This is a genomic window from Paenibacillus stellifer (genome assembly GCF_000758685.1).
GTDB classification, from domain to species: Bacteria; Bacillota; Bacilli; order Paenibacillales; family Paenibacillaceae; genus Paenibacillus_AQ; species Paenibacillus_AQ stellifer.
In genome coordinates this window covers 3486669-3512802 of the sequence record NZ_CP009286.1, presented here as the reverse complement: position 1 = coordinate 3512802, position 26134 = coordinate 3486669, and the positions used below count along the sequence as shown (strand labels likewise).

General features: G+C 53.4%; 26 protein-coding genes and 1 pseudogene. 20 read left to right on the top strand and 7 right to left on the bottom strand.

From position 1 onward, the window contains the following. Positions 1–138: 138 nt before the first annotated feature. The gene (locus PSTEL_RS16275; protein ID WP_038696890.1) at positions 139–357 is read right to left on the bottom strand and encodes a cysteine-rich CWC family protein; all 219 of its coding nucleotides are present in this window, start codon (positions 355–357) and stop codon (positions 139–141) included. Between the two features lie 166 nt (positions 358–523). Here PSTEL_RS16275 and PSTEL_RS16270 point away from each other — a divergent pair, with 166 nt between their 5' ends. The 6 genes from PSTEL_RS16270 to PSTEL_RS16245 all read left to right on the top strand — a co-directional run bounded on the left by PSTEL_RS16270 (position 524) and on the right by PSTEL_RS16245 (position 5883). Further along, complete coding sequence (locus tag PSTEL_RS16270; RefSeq protein ID WP_038701097.1) at positions 524–1609, top strand: GIY-YIG nuclease family protein; 1086 nt, start codon at positions 524–526, stop codon at positions 1607–1609. An 84-nt stretch (positions 1610–1693) separates the two neighbouring features. Beyond that, positions 1694–2470 (top strand): NUDIX hydrolase, encoded by a 777-nt coding sequence (locus PSTEL_RS16265; protein ID WP_038696888.1) that lies wholly within the window; start codon positions 1694–1696, stop codon positions 2468–2470. 59 nt (positions 2471–2529) lie between these two features. Beyond that, positions 2530–3093, top strand: a complete 564-nt coding sequence (locus PSTEL_RS16260) for a cysteine hydrolase family protein (RefSeq protein ID WP_038696886.1) — start codon at positions 2530–2532, stop codon at positions 3091–3093. Between the two features lie 39 nt (positions 3094–3132). Further along, the gene (locus PSTEL_RS16255; protein ID WP_038701095.1) at positions 3133–4593 is read left to right on the top strand and encodes a nicotinate phosphoribosyltransferase; all 1461 of its coding nucleotides are present in this window, start codon (positions 3133–3135) and stop codon (positions 4591–4593) included. Further along, positions 4590–5144, top strand: a complete 555-nt coding sequence (locus PSTEL_RS16250) for a class I SAM-dependent methyltransferase (RefSeq protein WP_038696884.1) — start codon at positions 4590–4592, stop codon at positions 5142–5144. The genes PSTEL_RS16255 and PSTEL_RS16250 overlap by 4 nt, the downstream gene beginning before the upstream one ends. A 160-nt stretch (positions 5145–5304) precedes the next feature. Then, positions 5305–5883, top strand: a complete 579-nt coding sequence (locus PSTEL_RS16245; protein ID WP_038696882.1) for a polymer-forming cytoskeletal protein — start codon at positions 5305–5307, stop codon at positions 5881–5883. Positions 5884–6036: 153 nt separating this feature from the next. On the opposite strand, the gene PSTEL_RS16240 is transcribed toward PSTEL_RS16245, so the two are convergent. Beyond that, complete coding sequence (locus PSTEL_RS16240) at positions 6037–7446, bottom strand: MATE family efflux transporter (RefSeq protein ID WP_038696880.1); 1410 nt, start codon at positions 7444–7446, stop codon at positions 6037–6039. Positions 7447–7690: 244 nt separating this feature from the next. Here PSTEL_RS16240 and PSTEL_RS16235 point away from each other — a divergent pair, with 244 nt between their 5' ends. The 4 genes from PSTEL_RS16235 (at position 7691) to PSTEL_RS16220 (ending at position 12166) form a co-directional block, all read left to right on the top strand. Further along, complete coding sequence (locus PSTEL_RS16235) at positions 7691–8668, top strand: MTP-1 family protein (RefSeq protein ID WP_038696878.1); 978 nt, start codon at positions 7691–7693, stop codon at positions 8666–8668. Between the two features lie 125 nt (positions 8669–8793). Continuing rightward, positions 8794–9951 (top strand): glycosyltransferase, encoded by a 1158-nt coding sequence (locus PSTEL_RS16230; protein ID WP_038696876.1) that lies wholly within the window; start codon positions 8794–8796, stop codon positions 9949–9951. 16 nt (positions 9952–9967) lie between these two features. After that, positions 9968–11101, top strand: a complete 1134-nt coding sequence (locus PSTEL_RS16225; RefSeq protein ID WP_084065128.1) for a hypothetical protein — start codon at positions 9968–9970, stop codon at positions 11099–11101. Between the two features lie 180 nt (positions 11102–11281). Beyond that, positions 11282–12166 carry an AraC family transcriptional regulator gene (locus PSTEL_RS16220; RefSeq protein WP_038696874.1) on the top strand — a complete coding sequence of 295 codons (885 nt, stop codon included), beginning with the start codon at positions 11282–11284 and terminating at the stop codon, positions 12164–12166. 94 nt (positions 12167–12260) lie between these two features. On the opposite strand, the pseudogene PSTEL_RS16215 reads toward PSTEL_RS16220, so the two are convergent. After that, positions 12261–12707, bottom strand: a pseudogene (locus PSTEL_RS16215) (alkaline phosphatase); the annotation flags it as partial. 226 nt (positions 12708–12933) lie between these two features. Here PSTEL_RS16215 and PSTEL_RS16210 point away from each other — a divergent pair. Together PSTEL_RS16210 and PSTEL_RS16205 are read left to right on the top strand one after the other, a co-directional pair. Then, positions 12934–13119, top strand: coding sequence for a hypothetical protein (locus tag PSTEL_RS16210; protein WP_038696872.1), 186 nt, complete (start codon positions 12934–12936; stop codon positions 13117–13119). 173 nt (positions 13120–13292) lie between these two features. Beyond that, complete coding sequence (locus PSTEL_RS16205; protein ID WP_084065126.1) at positions 13293–16349, top strand: starch-binding protein; 3057 nt, start codon at positions 13293–13295, stop codon at positions 16347–16349. Positions 16350–16448: 99 nt separating this feature from the next. Here the strand turns inward: PSTEL_RS16205 and PSTEL_RS16200 are convergent, their stop codons facing one another. Further along, entirely contained in the window at positions 16449–17357 is a 909-nt protein-coding gene (locus PSTEL_RS16200; protein WP_052098570.1) for a LysR family transcriptional regulator, read from the bottom strand. 132 nt (positions 17358–17489) lie between these two features. On the opposite strand from PSTEL_RS16200, the gene PSTEL_RS16195 reads away from it, so the two are divergent. The 3 genes from PSTEL_RS16195 (at position 17490) to PSTEL_RS16185 (ending at position 19905) form a co-directional block, all read left to right on the top strand. Next, positions 17490–18356: an aldo/keto reductase gene (locus PSTEL_RS16195; protein WP_038696871.1), complete on the top strand. Its 867-nt coding sequence runs from the start codon at positions 17490–17492 to the stop codon at positions 18354–18356. Between the two features lie 26 nt (positions 18357–18382). Beyond that, positions 18383–18931, top strand: a complete 549-nt coding sequence (locus PSTEL_RS16190) for an NAD(P)H-dependent oxidoreductase (protein ID WP_038696869.1) — start codon at positions 18383–18385, stop codon at positions 18929–18931. A gap of 143 nt (positions 18932–19074) precedes the next feature. Then, positions 19075–19905, top strand: a complete 831-nt coding sequence (locus tag PSTEL_RS16185; protein WP_038696867.1) for an AraC family transcriptional regulator — start codon at positions 19075–19077, stop codon at positions 19903–19905. A gap of 98 nt (positions 19906–20003) precedes the next feature. On the opposite strand, the gene PSTEL_RS28525 is transcribed toward PSTEL_RS16185, so the two are convergent. Then, positions 20004–20534 (bottom strand): GNAT family N-acetyltransferase, encoded by a 531-nt coding sequence (locus PSTEL_RS28525; RefSeq protein WP_245624971.1) that lies wholly within the window; start codon positions 20532–20534, stop codon positions 20004–20006. A 233-nt stretch (positions 20535–20767) separates the two neighbouring features. Between PSTEL_RS28525 and PSTEL_RS16170 the strand changes: the two genes are divergently transcribed. From PSTEL_RS16170 to PSTEL_RS16155, 4 genes are all read left to right on the top strand, one after another. Beyond that, positions 20768–21796, top strand: coding sequence for an ATP-binding cassette domain-containing protein (locus PSTEL_RS16170; protein WP_156995886.1), 1029 nt, complete (start codon positions 20768–20770; stop codon positions 21794–21796). Continuing rightward, complete coding sequence (locus PSTEL_RS16165; protein WP_038696863.1) at positions 21793–22605, top strand: ABC transporter permease; 813 nt, start codon at positions 21793–21795, stop codon at positions 22603–22605. The genes PSTEL_RS16170 and PSTEL_RS16165 overlap by 4 nt, the downstream gene beginning before the upstream one ends. Before the next feature lie 181 nt (positions 22606–22786). Then, on the top strand, positions 22787–23314 hold the full coding sequence (locus PSTEL_RS16160; protein ID WP_038696861.1) for a TetR/AcrR family transcriptional regulator: 528 nt from the start codon (positions 22787–22789) through the stop codon (positions 23312–23314). 90 nt (positions 23315–23404) lie between these two features. Further along, complete coding sequence (locus tag PSTEL_RS16155) at positions 23405–24373, top strand: SDR family NAD(P)-dependent oxidoreductase (protein WP_038696860.1); 969 nt, start codon at positions 23405–23407, stop codon at positions 24371–24373. Positions 24374–24432: 59 nt separating this feature from the next. On the opposite strand, the gene PSTEL_RS16150 is transcribed toward PSTEL_RS16155, so the two are convergent. Further along, a complete protein-coding gene (locus PSTEL_RS16150) occupies positions 24433–25074 on the bottom strand; it encodes an HAD family hydrolase (RefSeq protein WP_038696859.1) in 642 nt (213 codons plus the stop codon). Positions 25075–25268: 194 nt separating this feature from the next. Here PSTEL_RS16150 and PSTEL_RS16145 point away from each other — a divergent pair, with 194 nt between their 5' ends. Continuing rightward, on the top strand, positions 25269–25598 hold the full coding sequence (locus PSTEL_RS16145; RefSeq protein WP_156995885.1) for a helix-turn-helix transcriptional regulator: 330 nt from the start codon (positions 25269–25271) through the stop codon (positions 25596–25598). On the opposite strand, the gene PSTEL_RS16140 is transcribed toward PSTEL_RS16145, so the two are convergent. Further along, positions 25587–26114 (bottom strand): CDP-alcohol phosphatidyltransferase family protein, encoded by a 528-nt coding sequence (locus PSTEL_RS16140; RefSeq protein WP_052098565.1) that lies wholly within the window; start codon positions 26112–26114, stop codon positions 25587–25589. The genes PSTEL_RS16145 and PSTEL_RS16140 overlap by 12 nt on opposite strands. Between the last annotated feature and the right edge of the window lie 20 nt (positions 26115–26134).

Here is a 26134-nt window from a genome sequence, read left to right as displayed (position 1 = left end):
GCAAGAGCCGCCGGGTGCGATAGCCCGGCGGCTCTTTGCCGTTACCCGGCTCTGCGCTTCGAGCAAGCGCTTCGAGCGTGTATTTTTCGCGATCAATATCGCTCAATTATTTGTCATTTCGCCGGTCAGCCAGCCGGCTCACTTCAGCTTAAGCCCCGCCTGATAAGCCTTCAGGCAGCTTCGGCAAATACAGGCTTTGCCCCTTAGCTCCTCCGGAACAAGGTCAAAGATTCCCGGCGGAAACGTCTCGCCCGCGCACCAGCACTCCGTACCTTCCTGCGTATGCCGGCCGCATACCTTCTGCTCACCGCAAATCGGGCACCGGTCCAGGTCATACTCCGATTGTTCGTCGTTCATCCGATCTCTCCTCCAATCACTCCTACTATTCTATCAAAAAAACAGGCGTTCAGGCCCCGGAAAGAGCATGATTGCATTTGCTCTGTGGAAATGGGTGGATTATGATCACAGTATAGTACAAGAAACCGTACAAGAAATCAGGTAAATGGAAGGAACGTATGCAAGCATGAAAGATATAGCCGCAAGCCTTCCCCAGTCGCCGGGCGTGTATCTGATGAAGGACTCGCTTGGACATGTGATCTATGTCGGCAAATCCAAAAATCTGAAAAAAAGAGTGCAATCTTATTTCTATAATAACAAGTCGCATTCTCCGAAGGTCAAGAAGCTTGTTCAGCATGTCCGGGATCTCGAATATCGCGTAACCGACACGGAATTCGAGGCGTTTATGCTGGAGTGCAGACTGATTCATGAAATTAAACCGATGTACAACCGCAAAATGAAAAATCCGCTCGGCTATCCCTATATCCTCATCGGTCCCGGTCCGGGTCTCAAGCGGATGAAGGTGTCCGCCGATTTGCCGGAAGAGGAAGGCTGGCGGGCTCTCGGTCCTTATACGTCGAGCAGAGGGTCCGTAGAGCGTGCGGTTCAGGACTTCCGGGAGTGCTTCCGGCTCGACTGCAATCATGCGTCCTCGGGCAACTCCGCGTGCTTGAACCATTCGCTCGGCCTATGCCGGGGGGCCTGCCTCGGAGGCGAGGCGGAGGCGCAATATCATCGCCTGATCGACCGTTTTGCCGCGCTGCTGGGCGGAGAGGACGGGAGCCTTGAGGAGGAAATACAAGCGGAGATGGCGGCGGCCGCCGAAGTCTTCGATTTCGAAGCCGCAGCCAGGTACAGGGACTGTCTCAAATCCATCGGCTTCCTGCTTCGGCAGCGCCAGGTGGCGCGATTTGCGGAAGCGAACCGGAAGCTGCTGGTGATGGAGCGAATGGATGAAGGAAGTGCCAAGCTGTTCCTGATCCGGCGCAATCTCGTTCTGTTCAGCGGAATATTCGATGTCTCGAATGTGGACCGGCTTCCTGAAGGGTTTGAGGAAATCGTCCGGGCCGGTTTCGAAGAGGTGTCCGCCGCTGCGGAACAGGAGATCGGCAGGGAGGAATTTGATGAAGCCCAAATTATCTACAGCTACGTGAAGAGCAGCACCTGCCGGCATCTCGAAATTCAGGATGATTGGCTGGAAGCAGGGGACGAAAGCCTGTGCGAGGGACTTGCCGATTTTTTGCGGACCGGATGGTCACAAGACGGCGCTTGACAGCGGCGTCTCTTTCCAATATTATATAATTAACAAAATGATAATTGTTAAATAAATATCAAGTTGAGACAGGGAGTGGAGGATATGTCGAACGAAGAGGCTTTGCAGCAGTACGATGTGAAGAAGTACCGGACGCCAGACGGGTATACAGCGGATATTGCAGTATTCACGATTCTGTCCACACGGGACGAGGAATACAAGCCGCCGCTGATGGATTTGAAGATGATGCTGATCCGCCGGAGCATGCTGAACAGCGAAGGCAAGCCGAATATCGAGGCAGGCAAATGGGCGCTGCCCGGCGGGTTCGTGGCACCCGACGAAACGGCTTATCAATCGGCGCTCAGGGAACTGAGCGAGGAGACGGGCGTAGAGGACATTCACCTTAAGCATTTCGGCGTATACGATACACCGGGGAGAGACCCGCGCGGATGGATGATCACGAATGCGCATTACGCCATCGTTCCGGAGCACAAGCTCGCAGGGCGGCAGGCGAATGACGATGCCGACGCGGTTGAGCTTTTTTCCGTAAAAGACGTGTTTGAGCTTGATCTGGCTTTTGACCACGAGACGATTATCAGAGACGCGATCGGCGTCATAACCCGTGATCTGTTGCAGACAACGGCGGCCCGGGAGTTTCTGCCGGAGGAATTCACCTACTCGGAGCTTCAGGCCGTGCTGAAGACGGTAACGGATCAACCGTATGTCGCGCTGGATGCGGCTTTTGCCCGGAAGATCAAATCCTTTCCATTCATCGAGAAGGCGGGCGACAAGAAGACCAACCGGACCTCGCGGAGGCCGACGCAGCTGTACCATTTTGTGGAAGCCGGGTTTCACCATTCCATTTACAGCGACCGTTACTAATTAATTCACAGGAAGCATGGATAGGTCGAAGTATAGAAGTATAAAGGGAGGCGTTACCTATGACGGAGAAGCAGCCAAAGAGAGCGCTGATTAACATCGACTATACGGTGGATTTTGTGGCGGATGACGGGGCATTGACCTGCGGCAAGCCGGGCCAGGCCATCGAATCGCGGCTGGTAGAGATTACACGGGAGTTTATCGACGGCGGTGACCTGGTCGTGTTCGCGATCGACCGGCACGATCCGGCGGATCTGAATCATCCGGAGAACCGGCTGTTCCCGCCGCATAATATCGCCGGTACGAAGGGAAGAGACCTGTACGGTACGCTAAAAAATGTGTACGAGGAGAACCGGAGCAATCCGCTGGTATATTACATGGACAAGACGCGGTACAGCGCGTTCACGGGTACCGATCTGGAGCTTCGGCTTCGGGCGGCGGGCATTGAGGAAGTGCATCTTGTGGGTGTCTGTACCGATATCTGTGTGCTGCACACGGCTGTGGACGCGTACAACAAGGGCTTTCGCATTATCGTGTACCGGGACGCGGTAGCCAGCTTCGACGCTGAAGGACATCTCTGGGCGCTGCGCCATTTTCCCGGGTCGCTCGGCGCAGAAATTCGATAACTTCATAAGGAGGAGATACACATGACACAGAAGACACAGATGACCTATCCTTTTCCCGATGACAGCCTGACACTTCATACCGATAAATATCAAATCAACATGGTAGAGACCTATTGGAGAGACAACATCCACAACCGCAAGGCTGTCTTCGAAGCCTATTTCCGCAAGCTGCCATTCAGCAACGGGTACGCCGTATTCGCCGGGCTGGAGCGGGTCGTGCGTTATCTGGAGCAGTTCCGTTTCTCGGACAGTGATTTGGACTATCTCAAAGAGGACGGGTACAGCGACGAATTCCTGGCTTATCTGAAAGGCCTTTCGTTCACCGGTACGCTGGCTTCCATGCGCGAAGGGGAACTGGTATTTCCTAACGAACCGATTCTGCGCGTGGAGGCGCCGCTGGCGGAGGCGCAGCTGATCGAGACCGCTCTTCTTAATATCATCAATTATCAGACGCTGATTGCCACCAAGGCTTCGCGGGTCAAACAGGTGACCGGAAACGCGCTGACAATGGAATTCGGAACCCGGAGAGCGCAGGAGATGGATGCCGCGATTTGGGGAGCGAGGGCGGCATACGTCGGCGGCTTCGAATCCACGTCCAATGTCCGCGCCGGCAAGCTGTTCGGCATCCCGACGGTAGGTACGCACGCCCATGCGATGGTGCAGGCTTATTCCGACGATTACACCGCATTCCGCAAATATGCGGAGACTCATACGGACTGCGTCTTCCTTGTCGATACTTATGATACGCTCAAATCGGGCGTTCCGGCTGCCATCCGTGTGGCTTCGGAGATGGGTGACAGGATATCGTTCAAAGGAATACGTCTGGACAGCGGAGACCTGGCCTATCTCTCGAAGGAAGCCCGCAAGCTGCTGGATGAAGCCGGATTTACGGATGCCAAAATATACGCTACCAACGATCTCGACGAAGCGACGATTCTGAACCTCAAAATGCAGGGTGCGCGGATCGACGTATGGGGAATCGGCACGAAGCTGATCACCGCTTACGACCAGCCGGCGCTCGGGGCCGTCTACAAGCTGATCGCGATCGAAGACGAGAACGGGAAGATGAAGGATACGATCAAAATCAGCGCCAACCCGGAGAAGATTACGACGCCCGGTCTTAAGAGAGTGTACCGTATCATCAACAAGGGCAGCGGCAAATCGGAAGGAGATTACATCGCGCTTGCCCATGAGCGTCCGCAGGACGAAGAGCATTTAAAGATGTTTCATCCTGTTCATACCTATATCGCCAAGTTCGTAGCGAACTTTGAAGCCCGCGAGCTGCACAAGCCGATCTTTGAGAGCGGGAAGCTGGTCTATGAGCTGCCGCCGATTCAACAGATTCAGTCATTCGCCAGGGACAATCTGAATCAGCTGTGGGATGAGTACAAGCGGACGCTGAATGCCGAGGAGTATCCGGTCGATCTCAGCCAGGAGTGCTGGAACAACAAAATGGCAATGATCGAGGAAGTGAAGAAGAAGGTCGTGCAGAAGAAATGAAGATCATCATTGGAGCGGGGAATACGACACAGATGGGCTGGATCAGCACACAAGAAGAGCAGCTTAACGTTTTGGAGCGCAGCCATTTTGCCAGAGATTATTCAGAGAACAGCATTGAGGCCATGCTGGCTGAGCATGTGTGGGAGCATATGACGCTTGAAGAGGGGATTGCGGCTGCCCGGAATTGTTATGATTACTTGCAGCCGGGCGGCTACATCCGCTGCGCTGTACCGGATGTCAATTTCCGGAATGAGGCATACCAGCGCATCGTTCAAGTCGGCGGCCCCGGCCCTGTGGACCATCCTGCATACTCCCACAAAATCGTATACGACTACGCCAGCTTCAGTAAGGTATTCGAACAGGCGGGTTTCCATGTGGAGCTGCTGGAGTACTGCGACGAATCGGGGATATTTCACTATAGCTACTGGAATGAGCAGGATGGAAAGATCGGACGCTCCTTCCGGTTCGATACGAGAAACAGCCGAAATTCGCTCGGAATGGTGTCGATTATCATCGATGCCAAGAAACCTCTTCTGATTTCAGGGTACTAAATTTTGGAAAAATGGCTAAAACTATAAATTTTCTTTATTGATGATGCATGAAATCAGGAGAAAATTAGAAAGTTAAAACGCTTAAGTGAAATAAATCACTTGATTTTCTTTAAGTTTTATATATAATTTTTGGTAGAAACAAATTAGGGGGTTAAGGAAAATGAAAGTAGTAAAAGGTTTTCTGGTAGCCGGACTTGCCGCAGCTCTTCTGTCCGGATGTGGATCGAACAACAATAACAGCGCTTCTGAGTCTGCCGCTCCTGCATCAAGTGCAGCAGCTTCGACTGCTCCTGCTGCATCCGCTGCAGCTGACGCAACGACAACTGCTTCCATCGTGAACCAGGGTGATGCTTTCAAGACAGCTGTAAGTGAAAGCGGAACATGGATCATCGCTGTTCTGAACGATCTGACAGTTGACGGTGAAGTTACCGTAGCTGGCGAATTCCATGACAAGAATGATACTTCCAAGGACATCTACCGCAAAATCGCGCTGTATGCACAAGATGCTGATCATAACGTAACGGCTCAGTACACACTGACTGTTCCGAAGCTGACGGTTAAGAGTGAGAACCTCCGCATTCAAGGCGGAACGGTTAAGGGCGACGTATTTGTAGAAGCTAACGGCTTCAACCTGTTCAACAACGCTACTATCGACGGCAACCTGACTTTCGCGAATGCTGATGTTCAGAAGACAGCCAAGATCGAAGGCAAAGTAACAGGAACAACTTCCGCACAATAATTTTTCGGGTAACCGAACGAATAAGCCTGCCGGCTCCTCTCAATTGAGAGGTTGCCGGCAGGCTTTTTACTGTGCAGCAAATATTATATAAGTACAGGAACGCCCCCGCGGACAGTATGATAACCGCAGGGGCGTTACTTCGTTTCGAATCAATTATTGGGCTGCAGTAGCGGTGGCTGGTACGGCCTTGGCGCCTTCATGATCAACGAGGGAGTACCGCTCCCAGGCCCGGCTTCTCCAGCGGAACAGCATGATGACCGCTCGGGTCCACTCATCCAGAGCGATAGCCAGCCATATGCCGATCAGTCCCAAGTGCAGGTGGAAGACGAACAAATAACCGACAGGCAGGCTCATGCAGACCATGGACAAAATGCCCATATATACCGGAAGCTTGGCGTCCCCTGCGGCCCGGAGCGAACCGATCACGATCATATTGACGGTACGGCCCGTTTCGAGCAGAAGGCTGAGGAGCAGAACCTGAGCGCCCATGCGGATAATGTCCGGATTGTCGGTGAAGATTCCCATAAGCGGCTCGCGGAACAGGATGACGATGATGTCGATCAGAACCGTTACAAGCAGCGCGCCTTTCACACTGGATCTTACCCGGCTGAATGCTTCATTCTGGCGCTTGGCGCCGATTAAATGCCCCACAATAATGGAGGTGCCTACGGCGACTGCCATGCTGAACAGGTAGATATAATTCGAAATATTGAGCGCATATTGGCGGGTAGCCATCGCTTCCGCGCCCAAATACGTTACATACATCGTGAAGACGAGCTGGCATGTTTGATACAAGAGCGATTCCATCGCTGCCGGAATGCCGATCCGCAGTATTTTGAGCACAAAATTCTTCGAGAGATGTACATAATACGTCCAGGCGACCCGGACCTCCATGATCCGGTACAGCAGCCAGAAGAAGATAAGCAGACAGATCAGCCGGCTGCCGATCGTCGAGATTGCTGCACCTTCCACGCCCAGCGCCGGCAGGCCGAAATGGCCGAAAATAAGTGCATAGTTGCCGATCACATGAATGATGTTCATCAGAAAAGAGACAGCCATGGTCTCTTTGGTAAAACCGTGGGTCCGGATGGTTGCGGCCAGCGCATTGATCAGCGCCTGAAGGAAAATGGCACCGCCCACGATATGCAAATATGAACTGGCATAGGCCAGAATGTCGCCTTCCACATGCAGAATGCCCAAAATACTTTTTCCGAGGAGAAGCAGCACGACGCTCAGCACCAGACCGACGGTCAAATTCAGCGTAATAGCGTTGCCCGTCACCTGTGCGGCTTCAGCCGGTTTTTTAGAACCCAGATACTGAGCCACTACGATTGCCGCCCCGTTGCCAATGACTTCAAGGATGATAATCGCGACTGTAATGATCTGGTTGGCTGCGCCGACACCCGAAACGGCATCGTCGGATACCGAACTGAGCATAAATGTATCGACACTACCCATCAGCATAAACAGAAAGACTTCCAGAAAGATAGGCCATGTAAGCCGCGCGAGATTCATCGATTTGCCGTCCGAAGGAATCTCCGCTTTTACCGCCTTAGCAGACATAGTTGTTAACAACCTCCATTTAACCGTTTTGTTCAAATTAGGGGTATCGTAGCACATCAATTTAAGAAAATCATCATGTTTCATGAAAATTAATAAAAATTACAAAAATAAACATTTCATTTTTCATAAAACGGGTATGGAAGACTATAATGATTTCATTTTAAGGCACCTGGGGTAAAAGAGTAATGATTCCAAGGGACATCAAGCGACGACCATACAGCTATCAACATGGAGGGGAAGAGCTATGCTGAGAGTCAGACGTACCGGATTGACTTGTGACATTCTGCTGCAGGATTTTCATGTCAAGAAAATGCGTGTGCTGGACAAGCAGAAGCTGAAGTTTAACAGTGTGGACGGAAGGGATGTGTATAACATCACCGCCCCTTTTAAGGATGAAGGAGAATGGACGATCGCGGGCAGAGTCGAGGAAAGAGACAGCGAGGAATCCAACATCGTCTTCTTCAACGAACGGAACGGAGTCTGGACGCCTATGGAAGACGGGCCCGTCTTCCCGATGCAGGACCCGTTCTTCAGCTGCATTGGAGGCGAGCTTGTGCTGGGCGGTGTGCAGACGTTCACGAACCCTGCGGTGCCTGGCGCTCTCCTGTGGCGGACCGTCTTCTACCGGGGATCATCTGTACGCATGCTCATGCCTTTCTTTGTCGGGCCGGACGGAATGAAGGATCTTCGTCTTGTTGAGCTGAACGATGGCCGGATCGGTGTCTTTACTCGTCCGCAGGGCGTGAAAGGGGGCCGCGGCAAGATCGGCTTCGTCATTGTTCGTTCTCTTGAAGAGCTGACGGTCGAGCTGATTGCGGAGGCTCCGCTTCTGGAGGAGCAGTTCATCGAGACCGAATGGGGCGGCGTCAATGAGGCGCGCATGCTCGCAAACGGGCTTATCGGCGTACTGGGGCATATTGCGAGATTCGATAAGGACGGTAATCGGGGTTACTATCCGATGGTCTTCGCGCTGGACCCGGATACTGGGGCCTTTACGGATATCGAGGTCATTGCGGTTCGGAGCAACTTCGATCTCGGACCCGCCAAGCGGCCCGATCTGACCGATGTTGTGTTCAGCGGCGGACTTGTCCGCAGCGATGACGGCACCGCAATTCTGTATGCGGGAATCAGCGATGCGGAGGCACACTGTCTGAAGATTCCGGACCCGTTCTTGCGGCTTGAGGCCCTTGACCGGTCTGTCATTACGCCTGTGCATATCTAGACTAAGGCATCATTTTGTTGGAAAAATGCAAAACTGGTTTAAATTATAGGTATGAGGTAAAGAGCTGTAGTTCCATCTACCCCATTTGCACCGTAGTCATCAAATATAAGAGGAGGCTGGATAGAATGACTCGCATAGCTTATATCGGAACCTACGTGCCGCAAAAGTGCGGTATTGCCACGTACACTCACCATCTTCGGCAGAGTATCAGCCAGGCAAAAGGATGGAAAGGAAAAGATCCGGTCTTCACCATCAAACCGGGCGGCAGCTTGATCGCCTACAACGATCCGGATGTATATGAGGTCCCCAAGGACAAGCGGGCTGCTTACAAAAAGCTGGCCGAACGCCTGAACGGAAGCGATATCGGCGTTGTGTCGCTCCAGCATGAATTCGGCATTTTTGGAGGAGAAGCCGGTTCCTACGTCCTGGATCTCGTGGAGAATCTGGACAAGCCGCTTGCCGTAACCTTTCACACGGTGTTCGAGAAGCCGGAAGAACCTTATTTCAGTATTCAGGAAAGAATCGCCCGCAGAAGCGATCTTATACTCGTCATGAACCGGAAGGCGAAGGAATACCTGAACCGGTCTTTCGGCATTCCTCTAGGCAAAATTCAATATGTTCCTCACGGAACCCCTTCTCCGCTGTCCGGAAGACGGGAAGCATACCGAAAGGCAATGGGATGGGACGGACACAAGATCCTGATGACCTTTGGCCTTCTGGGCAGGGGAAAAGGGCTTGAAACGATCATTAAATCGCTTCCGGATGTCGTTCGCGAGGTTCCGGAGACGCTCTACACGATTGTGGGGCAGACCCATCCGGAAGTCCGAAAAGCGGAGGGAGAATCCTATCGCGAGGAGCTGAAGACTCTCGTCCGGGATTTGGGACTTGAGAACAATGTGGCTATGATCGACCGCTATGTTGAGGAAGACGAGCTGGCCGGACTGCTGTCTGCCTGTGACCTGTACGTCACTCCTTATCCGGGGCTTCAGCAGATTACGAGCGGAACGCTGGCTTATGCCGTTGGCCTCGGCCGGCCGGTGCTGAGTACGCCGTATGCCTACGCGAAGGATCTGCTGTCGGATTACCCGGAGCTGCTGATCCAGCCTGGAGACATCCCTTCATGGTCTGAAGGCATGCGCCGTATTCTGGGTGATGAAGACAATCTGCGGCAGACTGAGTACAGTATGGCTGCACTTGGCGCTCCGATGAACTGGCCTTCGGTCGGCCGTCTGCATCTGGATATGTTCAGCTCGCTGGCGGCGCCGCTGCTTCGGGCGAACTAAAGGGGGGTGGTTACAGGTGAAAACGCAGAGCGTCAGTCTCGCACATATGAAACGGCTTACAGACGGCTGCGGTATGCTTGAGCATGCGATTGGGCGTATCCCCCGGCGTAATGAAGGGTATACCACCGACGACAACTCCCGGGCCCTGTGGGCCTGCATCGCCTGGATTCCGCGCGTTCCCGATGATGAGCGCCGGGAGTGGGAGGCTCTGGCCGACATCTACACCTCTTTTCTCCTCTGGGCGCAGAACAGGGATGGAAGCTTCCACAATAACTTCGCCTATGATCGGCAGAAGGAGATGGAGACGCCTTCCGACGATTGCTTCGGGCGTACGTTTTGGGCGGCTGCGGCGCTGTGGAGCAGCGGTTTGCCGGACAGCATCCGCATCGCTGCGGAGCATATGTTAAGCGCCGCCGCCGCAAGGACGGAGCAGTTAAGCTTCCCCCGCGGCTGGGCTTATACCCTGGCCGCTTATGCGAAGCTGCTCGCCTCAGACGCGAGGCCTCTCCTGGAGGACAAGCCGGAGTTCGCCAAGCGACTCCAGTTTAAGCAGCGTTTCGACTTGCTGGAGGGCAATCTGCTGCAGAGCTACGAGCAGTCCTCGCGAAAAGGGTGGCGCTGGTTCGAGCCAATGATGAGTTACGGCAATGGCGTATTGCCCTGGTCCCTTTGGCTCGCGGCTCAGGCAGGTAGCCGCCCGGAATCGCTAGCCGTAGCCCGCGAATCGCTGGACTTCCTGACCGAGCGAATGACGGCTCCAGGAGGCTGGATTCGGCCGATCGGCAACGACGGATGGGCCGGCCCGGACCACTCCAGCATCTGGGACCAGCAGCCGCTGGAGGTGATGAAGCTGGCGCTGGCCGCTTCCGAGGCTTACCGCGTGCAGCGTCTGGAACGCGACGCCGATACGGTCCACCGCTGCCGGGAATGGTTCTTCGGCGCGAATGACTGCGGCGTCCCTATGGCCGATCCGTCAGACGGCAGCTGCTGCGACGGGCTGACGCCGGATGGCCCGAACCAGAACAGGGGAGCGGAGTCGACGCTGGCCTATGTGCTGACCGAGGCGATTTACGCTGAGGTCGCCGAACTGAAGCAGCTCGAACGCGGTACAGGGAGGGCTTCCGAAGACCGGCGAACAGTCTTGAAGTAAGCTGCCCCGAATAAGACTCCAGAGGACTCCGCAGACTTGGGCTGCGGGGTCTTTTTATAAGGCAACTGCACTAGAGCGCTTATCTAAAAATCGCCAGAACCCCGCCAAACGTGATCGCCTGGTGACGGGTCGGCCTACATACAATCTGCTATTCTGGAAGCAAGGGAAGGAGGGGACTGAATGAATATGCTGGAAGGCATGAATCAAGCGATGGCTTATATCGAAGATCGGCTGACGGAGAACATTGACTACAAAGAGGCGGCCAGGCTTGCGCTGTGCACGGATTATCACTTCAAGCGGATGTTCAGCTTCTTGTCCGGGATTCCGCTCTCGGAATATATCCGCCGAAGACGCCTGACGCTCGCGGGATTCGAGCTTCAGTACAACCCGGCCCGAATCATTGATATTGCGCTGAAGTATGGGTATCAATCTCCGGATGCTTTTGCCAAAGCGTTCCAGCAGTTTCATGGTTTGGCGCCGTCAGAGGCCAGAAGCAAGGGGCAGCCGCTTAAAGCCTGGCCCCGAATGACATTTCAATTGAGTATCAGAGGAGGAAGCGAAATGAAGTATCGGATAGAGGAGAAGGAGGCCTTCCGCATTGCCGGGATCTATAGGAGAGTTCCCATCGTATTCAGCGGAGTGAATCCCGATATTGCGGAGATGTGGCAGAGCCTGGACCTGCCCGCCATAGAGAGGCTGAAATCTTTGTCAAACACTGCCCCGCATGGCCTGATCAGCGCCTCAACGAACTTCTCGGAAGGCCGGATGGAGGAGAAGGGCGAGCTGGATCATTATATCGGTGTTGCAACTGAAGGCGAAGTTCCCAAAGATTTAGCCGCGCTGGAGGTGCCTGCCGGAACGTGGGCGGTCTTCGAAGCGGTCGGCACGTTCCCGGATGCCCTGCAGAATGTCTGGGGAAGGATCTATTCGGAGTGGTTCCCGGCTTCCTCTTATCAGCAGGCGGAGGGACCGGAAATGCTGTGGAACGAAAGCAAGGATACATCTTCACCAAAATACCGAAGCGAGATATGGATTCCGGTAAATACAAGGGAAGGTGTGGAATAAACGGCCTACGGGAATGGTTAAGCAGCAAAACGGGCTCTCTCCGCCAGAAAGCGGAGAAGAGCCCGTTCAGTTCGTTATGAAGCCGAAGCCGTTGTTACTTGGCTTTAAGTCCCATCGACTGCATCAGCTTGTCGAAGACTTCGATGTTCTCGAAGATGCCGGTGAACAGGTTGGCATTACGTCCCGTAGCGGTAACCGGAATGTCAACGGCGGTGTGGCCGGAGGTTGTCCAGTCTACAACGAAATTCAGCTTGGAATTCGCGATTGCGAAAGGACCGTCTTCCTTGGAAATGCCGTCGCCGGATTCGTCGTCGGCGTTGACTTCCTCAATGGAGAAACCGCCGGTTTCATGGTCAGCCAGGACGAGCACAAGTGTATCAGGATTTTTGCTTGCGAAATTTTTGGCGACTTGAACGGCCTTGTCCAGCTCCTGGCCGGATTTGATCGTCATTTTCGCGTTGTTCTTATGGGCGAATTCATCAGTGCCTTCTTCTTCAACCATGAGGAAGAAGCCTTTTTTATTCGTCGAGAGTGTACAGATTTAATACCAGACAGTTTCCCCGATTTCATGTTTCCTCCTCCTGTAAGTGGTTAAGTCCTCTCCTATCGTAGAAGAGAAAGATTAAGAGAATATTTTCGGAATTCGCAAAAATGGTTAAAGGATGGTGAGAGATTGCGATTCCAATGCCGGCCTCAGCTGCTGCCATCCACAGTCCTGTCCCGGCAGAGGGGCAGAAGTGGAGAATAGGAATATAGTCCTGTCATCAATGAGATCAACAAGATCTATTGACGGTTTCGACATGCAATGGCATAATAAGACTAATTTCACCATGATTCGTCTTGACAGCGCTTCCGCCGTGATCGCGGGAAGTTATTTTTTGAATATTGAGCAAACGTTTGCGCAACTGGAATTGCATAAAGTAGGCGTTTCGGTGCAGCCCGTGAGCAATTGAACCGATGTGGATTTTTATCCGGAGAGCTGAAACTGGAATTTGAATAAATCTCGTAGACTCATTTGTGCAAACGTATATATATATTGTTATAAGAAGTCAGTTTTTATTCCTCTCATTTACTCACGCTCTCCGCAAGGAAAGCGGGTAAAAATATAATAGGTAAGGGGTATGACATGAAGAAGAGAATTAAACCGTTATTCAGTACTCTGCTGTTTGCTGTTCTGCTGCTTCAGACTCTCGGATTCCCGGTAACTCCTGGTCAAAGCTCTTTTGTAAGCGTTCCAACTGTCCAGGCGGCTGCTGCCGACTATGGACTGCCTGCGAAGACATCGGACGGCGTTATTTTTCATGCATGGAACTGGTCATTCGACAATATTAAAAATAATCTTCCGGCAATAGCAGCCGCGGGCTTCAAGTCGATTCAGACTTCACCGATCCAACCCACGAAGGAGTCTTCGACGGAGGGAAGCAAGTGGTGGCTGCTCTATCAGCCGACCTATTTCTCTGTAGGCAACACGCAGCTTGGCTCCCGTGACCAGTTCCAGCAGCTGTGCACGGAAGCCGACAAATACGGCATCAGCATTATCGTGGATGTGGTTGCCAATCATACCGCCAATGCAGGCGGCGGCAGCCTGACCTATACGCCGGCATCCAATGTCGATCCGGTTATGCGGAACAATTCGAGCTTCTGGCATGAAGCCAAAGGTATTAGCGATTACAATAATCGCTGGCAGGTTACCCAATGGGGCATCGGCCTTCCCGACCTGAACACGGGCAATCAGGATCTGCAGAACATGGTCATCTCGTTCCTGAATGATGCTGTCTCGCTCGGTGCCGACGGCTTCCGGTTCGACGCCGCCAAGCATATCGAGCTGCCGGACGATTCCGGAGGCTCCAACTTCTGGACCCGTGTACTGGGTTCGCTGAACAACCGTTCGAACCTGTACATCTACGGGGAAGTTCTGCAGGGCGGGGCGGACCGTTTTGCGGATTACGCCAACTATATCAATCTTGCAGCTCCCAACTACGGCCATAATATCCGCAATGCGGTAGGCTTCGGCACGACGGTCAACGCCAGCTCGGCTCTGTCCTACGATGCGAACAACGTTAGCCCGACCAAGCTCGTCACCTGGGTTGAATCCCATGATACCTATGCCAACGACAGCAATGAATCGACCGGACTGAATGATTGGCAGATCAAGACGGGCTGGGCGATTATCGCGTCCCGCGCCCAGACAACTTCCCTGTTCTTTGACCGTCCGGGCGGCAGCGGCAAGTTCGGCACTGCTCTGGGACAGACCGGCAGCACACTGTGGCAGGACCCGGATATCGCCGCCGTCAATAAATTCCACAATGCCATGGTTGGACAGACTGAGTATTTGAGAACGCAGGGCAGCCAGATTTTGCTGGTTGACCGTGGTACCGTCGGTACGACGATCGTTAATCTTGGCGGTGACGCCTCCATCAATTCCCCGACGAGCCTGGCGGACGGAACTTATGTGAACAAGGCAAGTGCAGGCGGAACCTTCACTGTATCAGGCGGTAAAATTACCGGCAACCTCGGCGGAGGCAAAATCGCTGTCCTGTACAACGCGGTCCAGCCTGTTCCTACCGTTACAGTCGATAAGGCTGAAGGCGCCTTTACTACTGACTCACTCGCGGTGAATGTCAGCGTAACGAATGCAGATAGCGCAAGTTATTCGGTTAACAATGGAACACCGGTATCTTTTTCGTCCAACACATCCGTTAATCTCGGCGCAGGCGCTGCCTTTGGCACCTCCTTTGCGCTGAAGGTAACGGCAGCCAATGCCGCAGGCACGACGGTCAAGACCTTTACGTATGTCAAAACCGACCCCAATGCCGCGCTCGTTGTCCATTATTACAAACCATCCAGTTGGGGAACTCCAAATATTTATTACTACGACGACACTGTAACGCCGACGAAGATTGGAGCAGCATGGCCGGGAACAGCAATGACAAGCGAAACGGGCAGCTGGTATTCGTATTCCATTGCAGGCTGGACAAAGGCCAAGGTCATTTTCAACTCGGGCAGCAATCAGATGCCAGCCGCCCAGCAGGCGGGATACTCCGTTACCGGTGAATCTTGGATCAAGGACGGCGTCATTTATACGTCCAACCCGGATGTCGTCGAGCCGACGATCACCATCGACAAGGCGGAAGGCACATTTACTACAGACAGTCTGGATGTTACCGTAACTTACAGCAATGCTACTTCGGCTTCGTACACTCTGAATGGCAGCGCTTCCGCTTCGCTCACTTCAGGACAGAAAATTTCGTTTGGAGCTGGCGCAGCTTCCGGAACGACCTATACGCTGACCGTCACGGCTTCCAACGCCAGCAAGACGACGACCAAGACCTTCACGTTCACGAAGCAGACGGCTCAGGCTCTTACCGTTCACTATTACAAACCGTCCAGCTGGGGAACGCCGAACATTTATTACTACGACGACACCGTAACGCCGACGAAGATCGGAGCAGCATGGCCGGGAGCTGCGATGACCAGTGAAGGCAACGGCTGGTATTCGTATTCCATTTCGGGCTGGAGCACGGCCAAGGTCATCTTTAACTCCGGAAGCAATCAGGTTCCTGCGGCCCAGCAGGCGGGATACTCCGTTTCCGGAGAATCGTGGATCAAGGACGGCGTGATTACTACGTCCAACCCGGATGTGGCAGCGCCGACGATTACGATCGATAAGGCGGAAGGCACATTTACGACAGATAGCCTGGATGTTACCGTAACTTACAGCAATGCCACTTCGGCTTCGTATACGCTGAACGACAGTGCTTCCGCTTCGCTCGCTTCGGGACAGAAAGTTACGCTCGGAGCGGGTGCGGCGTCCGGAACAGTCTATACGCTGACCGTTACGGCTGCTAACGCCAGCAAGACAACGACCAAGACCTTCACTTTCACGAAGCAGACTACGCCATCGTTCACCGTACATTTCTATAAGCCGTCCGCTTGGGGAACGCCGAACATCTATTACTACGATGATTCTGTCTCGCCAACGAAGACCGGAGGCGCTTGGCCGGGCAGCGCGATGACGAGTGAGGGCGACGGCTGGTATTCCTACACGATCAGCAACTGGAGTCAAGCCTACGTGATCTTCAATTCAAACGGCCAGCAGACCCCTGCTTCCCAGCAGCGCGGATATCTGGTTACCCAGAATTCGTGGATCAAAGACGGCGTGATTACGACGACCAAGCCTTAAGTTTATCTGAACAGCTACGTTTGATGAATCAATTCAATGCAAAGGGGCGCTAACCGAGGGTTAGCGCCCTTTTTACATTCCGTATGTCCACAAAAGTGCTTACATACTGATTTCATTCCACTCCGGCTGGACGGCTAAAGGAACTGAATACGCCTTCGCGCTATGAATCAAGTCGATAAATCGGGACAGAGCCTCGGTCTTCACGGCGCCTCTGCGCCGGATGAAGAAGGTGCGGGTCGAGCTGAACTGGGCCGGTACGGGAAAAGATTTCAACAATCCCTTATCCTCGTAATGCTTAATGGAGGAACGGGAAATGAAGGAGACGCCCAGATCGGCGAGCACGCCCTGAATAATCGAGTCCACATGATTGAATTCCATATAGCGGACCTTGCTGACGCCGTTGAACTTCAGCCAGCGCTCCAGCTGATTCCGATTTGGGCAGCCGTCCGAGCTCATGAGAAAAGGTCTGCCATATACGCTTTGAGCCTCTTTATACTCGGGACGGGAGACGATGACAAGCTCTTCCTTGAACTCAAGCTCTTTAATCAAATCGTCGTTATCCAGAGACGGAAGCTTCACAAAAGCACCGTCCAGCTCATAATGAAGCACTTTGTACAGAAGATCGTCCGCCGATCCCGTGAACAGCGACAAATCCACATCCGGATAGGAGTGATGATACTCCGCCAGCACGTTCGGCAGATGCAGGGAAGAAATGCTGTGATACGTGCCAATGGCCAGTGAACCGGAAGGAGTGTCGGGTTCGCTTAAGAAGCGGGAAGCAACATCCAGCAAATGCAGAATCTGCTCGGCATAGGTTAGCAGCTTCTCGCCAGCCGGAGTCAGAACCATTCCCCGCTGTCTATAGAACAGGGGCGTTCCCAGCTCCGCCTCCAGCTGCTGGATTCGGGTCGTTACATTGGACTGCACATAGCCGAGGCTGGCCGCTGCTTTCGTAATGCTGCCTTCCGCCGCTACCGCACGGAAAATTCGCAGCTCGCTGCTCTCCATACAATCAGCTCCTTCTAACTATCTGTAAGAGTGAATCATAACATCATTTCTATTCATTTTACGTGATGTGTAAATTGCTGTAAACTAACATTTAAGAACCGTGTATTTCAATCGAAAAAGGGAGGATTGAGCATGACAGTTAACAACAGAGCGGCAGACGAATCCGGCACGTTCACAATCGGCGGCGATCTCAAGGTGAACCGTTTGGGCTATGGCGCCATGCAGCTGACAGGTCCCGGTATTTGGGGAGAGCCCCGTGATCCCGAAAAAGCGGTGCGGGTGCTGCAGCGCGCGGTAGAGCTCGGCGTTAATTTCATCGATACCGCGGATTCCTACGGTCCGTTCATCGCGGACAAATACATCCGGCAGGCGCTGCATCCTTACCGCGACGGACTGATTATCGCAACCAAGGTAGGTCTGACCCGCTCGGGCCCGAATGACTGGCGTCCGGTAGGCCGTCCGGAATATTTGCGGCAGCAGACGGAACTGAATTTGCGCAACCTCGGCCTGGAGACGATTGACCTGTTACAGCTGCACCGGATCGATCCAAAGGTTCCGCTTGCGGAGCAGCTGGGCGAGCTGACCCTGCTTCAGCAGGAAGGGAAGATCCGGCATATCGGCCTTAGCGAAGTGTCGGTAGAGCAGCTGGAGGAAGCGAGCCAATACGCCAAAATCGTATCCGTTCAAAATCTGTACAACTTATCCCAGCGTACCGCCGAGCCGGTTCTGGAGTACGCCGAGTCCCATAACCTGGCCTTCATTCCCTGGTTCCCGCTCGCGACTGGCGCTCTGGCGAAGGAGGGCGGCAAGCTGGATACGCTGTCCAAGCGGCTTGGCGCGAAGCCTTCGCAGCTGGCGCTTGCCTGGCTGCTGAAGCGCTCGAAGGTTACGCTGCCAATTCCCGGCACTTCGTCTGTGGCGCATTTGGAAGAGAATATCGAAGCAGCTGGTATTACGCTTAGCGACGCGGATTTCACCGAGCTGTCCAATTTGATATAAGCAGAGTCTGGATAGGAGGAGAATTTATGAGAACACTGGTGATCATCGCTCACCCGGATTTGCAAGCTTCCCGGATCAACCGCTCATGGGCGGAGGAGCTGCAAGCTCAGGAGAATGTTACGATTCATTCGCTGTACGGGATTTATCCGGATGGAGCCATCGATGTCCGGCGGGAACAGCAGCTGCTGGACAGCCATGACCGGATTATTTTTCAATACCCGTTATATTGGTACAGCACACCTTCACTGCTCAAGCAATGGTTCGATCAGGTGCTGGAACTAGGCTGGGCATACGGCCCTGGCGGTGAGCATCTCAGCGGCAAGGAAATCGGAATCGCCATTTCGACGGGCGGTCCTGCGGATTCGTACCAGCCAGGCGCCTACAATCTCTTCACCCTGCATGATTACACCAAGCCGATTCAAGCTTTGGCTTATCATGTCCTTGCGAGCTATTTGCCTCCGTTCATTCTGAATGACGCGCGAAATGTGACCGATGAGCAACTGGCTGCGAGCCGGAAAGCTTATATTGAGCATTTGGCTACCGCACAGCCCGTAGCTTTGGAAATCGTCCAATAACATATCGAAATAAACAATAAGAGATGCCGCGAGGCATCTCTTGTTCTTTGTGCGGGATAAGCAAGATCTGCCCGAATAAAAGGAACATAAGGCGGGATGGCGAATTGCATTAAGATGTAATCCGGGAATTGATGGAGGAGCAAATGAACTGTTCGAATTTGGTATTTCATATCCATTACTGCAACGGCCGAAAGGTCGGGGAGCGTGCCAGGCCTTTGCGGAGACTCGCCCGGACTCTCGGACATCATGAGCTTGTGCTGACGACCGGAGGGCGGGGGGATTTTAAGCTTGGGGGCAAGACTTATCCGATTGCGGCGGGAATGCTGTATTATATAGCTCCCGGTGTCCCTCATGTGCTGGAGCCGGACCTTACGAATCGTCCCACTTTCATGACGGTGCATTTCGATTATGCGCGCGTCTCGTTTCATGAAGAGGAGTGGGAGATAGCGGGCGGTGAACCGAGCCTGGGGCTTCGTCCTGCCGGGCAGCTGAATGACTATTACCAGGTGGAGGACGCCTTCGGCAAATTGATCGATTGCTGGAACGCCAAGCGGCCGGGCTTTGAAGCGATCGCCAGAGTGCTGCTTCAGGAGCTGTGGATTGCCATTACCCGGAATCTGGGACAGGGCCGCCAGCAGGATGCTGCCTCGCTCAAGGTGGAGAAGGTCATCGCCTATATGAATGAAAAGGTGGAGGGACGCATTACGCTGCAAGAGCTTGCCGAGCTTGTGCAGCTGGCGCCGACTTATTTGTCGCGTTCGTTCAAGGAGGTTACCGGCTACTCGGTCATCGCCTTCTTCAACAAGCTCAAGATGGACAGAGCGAAGGACATGCTGCTTACCGGAGACAAGAAGATCAAAGAAGTAGCCCAGGCGCTCGGCTATTCGGACGAGTTCTATTTCAGCCGGATTTTCAAGAAGACGGAGGGCATCAGTCCTTCCGAATTTTACGGCAATAATGCCCATGGGATATAAGTTGTTTTGAACGATGAGGAAAAGGGGTTGACCCAAGGCCGAAGGAAGCGGCTCGCCTGGGACAACCCCTTGTTGTTAGAGAAGAAAGCTCTTCTTCATTATGCAGTATGGAGGACATCGTCAAATTCCGGGTGCTGCTGTAATCTGCCTTTGGCGAACGGGCATAAGGGCAGCAGCTTGATCTCATTCTCCCTTGCATACTCCACTATAGCTTCAACAAGGCGGTCTCCGAGCTCTTGTCCCCGGTACTTATTTTCCACAAAAGTATGATCAATAATAATGAGCTTCGGGCTTGAAGTCACGTAGGTCATTTCGGCAGCCACGGAGCCTTGGTCCGAAATCAGAAACCGTCTGCCTGCGGTATCATGTTCAATATGCATCGTTAACCCGCTTTCTGTATCGTTTTGTACATCATCAAGAAGCTTGTACTGCAGCGCTCCGCTTGGACATTTGTCGATGTGCTGCGCAATGGCTTCCGCCGAGTCGGCATCCGGGTTCACCCAGGGACGCTTCTTCAGGTTAAACACAGCGGGGAAGCCCTTGACGCACACACCGGAATGGATGCATTTCTCCGAATCAAACATCACCGTTATCCCTTTTCCGTAATACAGCTTCTGTGTACTTGACATACCTTCACACCCTTCATCGAAGATTTGAATCATAAGGCCGGCAGATTGTATTCCTTGTTGAGATTCCTGTATCCGTGTTGTACGGGCTTGAACTGAATATACCACACTCTCCAAGCGTAGACACATATGATTTATTTAAAATTTGATATGAAAAGATAGCGATCGCCGTTTATATGCAGTTTAAATAAGCGGAGTATCCTTCAAGCATAATCAGTTGCTTAGGAGGAATGGAGATGAATCGATCCATACAGAAAGCGCCGCGTCAAGGCGAATGGGCGATCGAAGCACATGGTCTTGTCAAAACATTCGGGGATAACCGGGCAGTGGACGGTGTGAACCTGCAGGTGGGTACCGGTATGATCTACGGGGTGCTTGGACCCAACGGGGCGGGGAAGACGACGACGATCCGGATGCTCGCGACTCTGTTGCGCCCGGATGCGGGTTCGGCGGCCATTTTCGGCCATGATGTGGCGAAGGAGCCGCAGATTGTGCGGCAGTTGATCGGGGTGACCGGTCAGTATGCCTCGGTTGATGAAGCGCTTAGCGCAACGGAGAATCTGGTGATCTTCTCGCGGCTTCTGGGACTCGGACGCGCCGAAGCGAAGCGGAAAGCGGCAGAGCTGCTGGAGGAATTCGGCTTGACCGAAGCGGCGAAACGTCCGCTTAAATCGTTCTCCGGCGGCATGCGCCGGCGGCTGGATCTCGCGGCGAGTCTGATTGCTCAGCCGCCGCTTATCTTCCTGGATGAGCCGACGACGGGGCTCGATCCGCGCACGCGCAATCAGATGTGGGAGACGATCCGCCGTCTGGTCCAGTCGGGCTCGACTGTGCTGCTGACGACGCAGTATCTGGAAGAGGCCGACCAGCTCGCCGACCGAATCGCGGTCATCGACCGCGGGCGGGTCGTCGCGGAGGGCACGGCGGATGATCTGAAAGCGTCTGTCGGCACTTCATCGCTTCAACTCAGAGTTCAGCAGCCAAGAGACGTCGTGAAAGCCCGCCAGATCATTGAACGGGTGCTGAAGGTCCAGTCCGGCATCTCGGCGGAGGCAGCGAAAATCACGGCGCCCATGGCTTCGGCCGACAAGGTCACCGATCTGCTGATCGCCCTTCGCGAGGCGGGGATTGCGCTGACCGAAATGAGCGTGCAGAAGCCGACGCTTGATGAAGTGTTTCTGACGATCACGGGGCATGGCGTGGAAGAGGAGAACGGAACGCAGCCAGCTGACAAAACCGGACAATTGGAGGTACAAAGCCAATGAGCACACTAATTAAACCGGGCGCCCAGCGCCAGTTGAAGAACCGTTCCGGCTTCGGCCAGGCGATCCGCAATTCGCTGACGATGGCTTACCGCGGCCTGCTCAAAATCAAGCGCACGCCCGAGCAGTTGTTCGACGTGACGATCCAGCCGATCTTATTCACTCTGATGTTCACTTATATTTTCGGCGGGGCCATCTCCGGAGATGTGCAGAGCTATTTACCTGTCATTATCCCAGGAATTCTGGTGCAGACCGTGATTACGGGTTCAGTCGTAACAGGCGTTCAACTGCGCGAGGATATGGAAAAGGGGGTATTCGACCGCTTCAAGTCGCTGCCGATTTCCAGGATCGCGCCGCTCGCGGGCGCCTTGCTCGCAGACACGATCCGCTATACCATAGCGACCGTCCTTACCTTCGTTATGGGCTACATCATGGGCTTCCGCCCCGATGCCGGGTTTGACTTCGTAGTCATTGCGGCACTTCTCGTCATTGCCAGTTCTTGGGCTATCAGCTGGATCTTCGCTTTCTTCGGCGTCATCGCGCGCACCGCATCCAGTGTGCAAGGCATCTCCATGATCATCCTGTTTCCGCTGACCTTTGTCTCCAATGCGTTCGTGCCGGTTGATACAATGCCGCATTGGCTTCAGTGGTTCGTCAAGATCAACCCGATCTCCCATCTGGTCTCAGCCGTGCGCGAGCTCTTGAATAACGGAACGGTCGGCAGTGATCTCGTCTACACCCTCATCGGTGCAGCTGTTATTGTGGCTATATTCGCTCCTATAACGGTACGCGCTTATATGCGCCGCGCTTGATCTTTTATGGATCTACTATCGGCAGAGAGACAGCTCTTCGCTACATTCGCGGGGGCTGGCTCTCTGCCGTTTTGTATGCAAGACAAGATCAATTGCACCCGGAATCAGCTTCCGGTATACTAATTATTGATTCATTACTAACCATTTTGATTGTTAAATAAAATGTGAAGGCGGGATTACAATGGCCAAGACAGAGGCAGCTTCCGTTAACCGGAGAGAGGAAATCATTGCCGCGGCGATAGACGTTTTTTCGGAAATCGGATTTTACCGCGCCACGACGGCGCAGGTTGCAGAGCGGGCGAAGATTTCGCAGCCTTATATTTTTCGTTTTTTTTCAACTAAAGAAGCTTTGCTGCTTGCAGCACTGGAAGTCTCTTGGGAGAGAATCATCGGCTCCTTCGAGCAGGTGGTGGGCTCCGCGTCTCCATCCAGGCTGGAAGCCGATTTGATCGAGGCGTATGAGAGCATTTTGGCCCGGCATTCCAGTGAGATGCTGCTTCAGATGCAGGCCCAGACGATCCAGGCTGACGACATTCGCGAGGCGATGAGAACCGGCTTCGGGGCTGTCCGCCAAATGGTGCTGGATGCTTTCCGGAACGCCGGGATACCAAATCCGGAAGAGCGCACGATGCTGTTCCTGGCGAGAGGGATGCTGTGCAATATTTCGATGGCGCTGAATATGCCGGAGCTTATGGAAGGAAAGGCGTAAAGCCGGTTCCTTGAAAATTAGTTATTGACCAATCACTAACTGGTGAATATAATAAGATCAAGTAATTGATCAATCACTAAATAAAAGCGAATGGAGAGGATTCATTTGAAAAAAGCAATCGTGCTGGGAGCAACGGGCGGAACGGGATCAGTTATTGCGGCAGAGCTGGTGAAGCGGGGAGTGAAGACCGTCATCTTCGGGCGTTCCCGTGCCAAGCTGGAGAGACTTGCCGGGCGACTCGGAAATCCGAAGCATTTAACGATGGCAACCGGAGATGCGTTCAAGCCGGAGGATATTATGTCAGCAGCAGGAGATGCGGAAGTGCTGTTCCACTGCGCGAACGTGCCGTACCATGAGATGGTCAGCAAGCTCGTTCCGCTGGGAGAAGCGGTGATGGAAGCAGTCGTGCGTAAGAATCTGAAGGTCGTTGCTGTAGACGGAATCTATCCTTACGGCAAGAGACAGAGTGATTATGTAACGGAGGAGCATCCCAAACAGCCGCACACGAAGAAGGGCAAGACCCGGCTTAAGTTTGAGCAGATGGTCTTTGACCGCCGCTGGGGTAATGTACAGCGAATGATTGTGCGTCTGCCGGATTATTACGGGCCTACTGCCAATGAGGCTTCCTACCTGGGAGGTACGCTTGAAGCAATCGCAGCCGGGAAGATGGCGTTCTTCATCGGCAATATGACCGTTCCCCGGGAGTATGTGTATTTGCCTGACGCGGCCAAAATGATCGTCGAACTGGCGGACCATGACAGCGCATATGGACAGAACTGGAATATTCCGGGTGCGGGCATCATTTCGGGCCGGGATAATGTGCGGATCGCAAGAGAGGCCAGCGGCAAATCCAAACCCGTCATTCCTCTTGGAAGAGTGGGTTTATCTGTACTAGGATTGTTCGTTCCTGTCATGAAGGAAATCATCGAGATGCTGTATTTGACCAAAGAGCCGCTGACTCTTAGCGGGGAGAAATACAAGAAGCATATCGGCCCGATTCCGGCAACCAGCTTCAAGGAAGGGATCACCGAGACGATTCATGCGCTGCAGAGTAATTGATCAATCAATAATGACAACTTCAAGTCTATGCAATGTTATCAAAAGGGGGAGGCCGAACCCTATGGATTCAGTCTCCCAACCAGATATGCTCTCAGTTCCTCCACGGTGCGCAAAATTTCATCAGGCTCGTGCTGGCTCAGTTCGTCGATATCCGTATAGCTGCCCCAAGCCGCCGAAAGGATTGGCACACCGGCCGCTCTTGAGGAATGAATGTCGCTCACCGCGTCCCCGACATAGACGGTTTCCGATGCCTTTAGGCCGAAGCGTCCGAGAACTTCCCGGATGCCCTCGGTCTTGCGCTGCCCATGCGGTGAACCCGTCTCGATCCAATCAAAGAGGTTCTCCATCCCGTAAAAAGCAAGGGATAAGCGGCAGCTCTGCTCCCCTTTTCCCGTTACCAGTGCGACAATTATTCCTTGTTCCTTCAAGAAGTCCAGAAGCTCTCTCATTCCATCGAAGGGCTCGGCGCACATACTGTGTAGCTCTTCGTAATGCCGTAAATAGGAGTTCAATCCTTCCTCGTAAAAATACGGGATCAGCGCATTAATAGTCCCTTCTTCGCTCGGACCGAAGGTTGCGATGATTTCCCCATCGGTCAGCGAGCGTCCCGCCAATGGCTCAATCGCCTTGCGGAATGAAGCAATACAGAGCGGCAGCGTGTCCGCAACCGTTCCGTCGAAATCAAAAATGACAGCTTTCATACCGTTCCACTCCTTGGATAATTGACATGGATCATGCCTGTATCTATAGTTATACCGACAAGTTAGGCATTGAACTAGCAGAATAATGCCATATTTCACAACGATACCGCCAAATGGACAGAGGTGAAGGATTTTGCAGGAAACTGAGCTGATTGTGGACGAGAACCGCCGTGGTGGACCGGAGGGATGAAAGCGTGGTTAGCGTTAGGATCAAGCTGATGCTTGATTTCATCCATCTCCGGTATGCCGATCACATCGGTCCCGGAAGTATCGCGGATGCGGCTCATATCAGCGAGCGGGAAGCCTTTCGCATTTTCGGAAGAACGATCGGAATGACACCGGTAGCGTACATGCTGAAGCATCGGATATCTGTCGCGGCCAGGCTGCTGGCGGAAATCGGTCTTACCGTAACCGAAGTCGCTCTGAGTACGGGCTTCAACACGCCAAGCTATTTCACCAAGGTCTTCAAGCAGCGGATGCGTCTTACACCGAGCCAATACCGGAATTCATCATTAGAAGAATAGTCCTTTCCGGTCCGGTTCAAGCCGGGAGGACAGAAGCAGTATCATCCATTCTTCGATCGCGGTAAGGGTTGCAACTGTACAAACCACTGCCACAGGCAGCGAAGGCTGGACAAAGGGCAGCATTAACGGGATCATAAACACCAATATTCCGGTGGCCTTGTTCCCATAGGTGTGAATCCCGGCAAAAACGCCGAATTTCAGGAAGCCGGTAAGGATTGACGCCAATTTGACCGCCCCGATCACCGCAATCCAGATCACCAAGCCGCCATCAAGCTTCAGGACCGGAATCAGGGTGAACAGGACCGCTCCAATGAAGATCAAGTCGGCTGCGGAATCCAGCCTGGCGCCCCGTACACTTGTCGTACCCGTCTTCCTCGCGATAACGCCGTCCAGCACATCGCTTAGTCCGCACAACAAATAGACGGTGAGATAAACCGCGCTTAACGGCTTCGGGAGCAAGAGCAGCAGCGCCAAAATCATCCGGCTTCCCGTAATCCAATTGGGTATGTTGTTCATTACTAATTCCTCTCGCTTCG

What these genes read in the sequence shown, in the direction of transcription:
- PSTEL_RS16210 (WP_038696872.1), top strand. Translation starts at nt 12,934, where the DNA reads ATGAGATCAACAAGATCTATTGACGGTTTCGACATGCAATGGCATAAT.
- PSTEL_RS16150 (WP_038696859.1), bottom strand. Translation starts at nt 25,074, where the DNA reads ATGAAAGCTGTCATTTTTGATTTCGACGGAACGGTTGCGGACACGCTG.
- PSTEL_RS16235 (WP_038696878.1), top strand. Translation starts at nt 7,691, where the DNA reads ATGCTGAGAGTCAGACGTACCGGATTGACTTGTGACATTCTGCTGCAG.
- PSTEL_RS16155 (WP_038696860.1), top strand. Translation starts at nt 23,405, where the DNA reads ATGGAGAGGATTCATTTGAAAAAAGCAATCGTGCTGGGAGCAACGGGC.
- PSTEL_RS16260 (WP_038696886.1), top strand. Translation starts at nt 2,530, where the DNA reads ATGACGGAGAAGCAGCCAAAGAGAGCGCTGATTAACATCGACTATACG.
- PSTEL_RS16195 (WP_038696871.1), top strand. Translation starts at nt 17,490, where the DNA reads ATGACAGTTAACAACAGAGCGGCAGACGAATCCGGCACGTTCACAATC.
- PSTEL_RS16275 (WP_038696890.1), bottom strand. Translation starts at nt 357, where the DNA reads ATGAACGACGAACAATCGGAGTATGACCTGGACCGGTGCCCGATTTGC.
- PSTEL_RS16190 (WP_038696869.1), top strand. Translation starts at nt 18,383, where the DNA reads ATGAGAACACTGGTGATCATCGCTCACCCGGATTTGCAAGCTTCCCGG.
- PSTEL_RS16240 (WP_038696880.1), bottom strand. Translation starts at nt 7,446, where the DNA reads ATGTCTGCTAAGGCGGTAAAAGCGGAGATTCCTTCGGACGGCAAATCG.
- PSTEL_RS16250 (WP_038696884.1), top strand. Translation starts at nt 4,590, where the DNA reads ATGAAGATCATCATTGGAGCGGGGAATACGACACAGATGGGCTGGATC.
- PSTEL_RS16160 (WP_038696861.1), top strand. Translation starts at nt 22,787, where the DNA reads ATGGCCAAGACAGAGGCAGCTTCCGTTAACCGGAGAGAGGAAATCATT.
- PSTEL_RS16230 (WP_038696876.1), top strand. Translation starts at nt 8,794, where the DNA reads ATGACTCGCATAGCTTATATCGGAACCTACGTGCCGCAAAAGTGCGGT.
- PSTEL_RS16270 (WP_038701097.1), top strand. Translation starts at nt 524, where the DNA reads ATGAAAGATATAGCCGCAAGCCTTCCCCAGTCGCCGGGCGTGTATCTG.
- PSTEL_RS16220 (WP_038696874.1), top strand. Translation starts at nt 11,282, where the DNA reads ATGAATATGCTGGAAGGCATGAATCAAGCGATGGCTTATATCGAAGAT.
- PSTEL_RS16185 (WP_038696867.1), top strand. Translation starts at nt 19,075, where the DNA reads ATGAACTGTTCGAATTTGGTATTTCATATCCATTACTGCAACGGCCGA.
- PSTEL_RS16205 (WP_084065126.1), top strand. Translation starts at nt 13,293, where the DNA reads ATGAAGAAGAGAATTAAACCGTTATTCAGTACTCTGCTGTTTGCTGTT.
- PSTEL_RS28525 (WP_245624971.1), bottom strand. Translation starts at nt 20,534, where the DNA reads ATGTCAAGTACACAGAAGCTGTATTACGGAAAAGGGATAACGGTGATG.
- PSTEL_RS16200 (WP_052098570.1), bottom strand. Translation starts at nt 17,357, where the DNA reads ATGGAGAGCAGCGAGCTGCGAATTTTCCGTGCGGTAGCGGCGGAAGGC.
- PSTEL_RS16265 (WP_038696888.1), top strand. Translation starts at nt 1,694, where the DNA reads ATGTCGAACGAAGAGGCTTTGCAGCAGTACGATGTGAAGAAGTACCGG.
- PSTEL_RS16165 (WP_038696863.1), top strand. Translation starts at nt 21,793, where the DNA reads ATGAGCACACTAATTAAACCGGGCGCCCAGCGCCAGTTGAAGAACCGT.
- PSTEL_RS16245 (WP_038696882.1), top strand. Translation starts at nt 5,305, where the DNA reads ATGAAAGTAGTAAAAGGTTTTCTGGTAGCCGGACTTGCCGCAGCTCTT.
- PSTEL_RS16255 (WP_038701095.1), top strand. Translation starts at nt 3,133, where the DNA reads ATGACCTATCCTTTTCCCGATGACAGCCTGACACTTCATACCGATAAA.
- PSTEL_RS16170 (WP_156995886.1), top strand. Translation starts at nt 20,768, where the DNA reads ATGAATCGATCCATACAGAAAGCGCCGCGTCAAGGCGAATGGGCGATC.
- PSTEL_RS16140 (WP_052098565.1), bottom strand. Translation starts at nt 26,114, where the DNA reads ATGAACAACATACCCAATTGGATTACGGGAAGCCGGATGATTTTGGCG.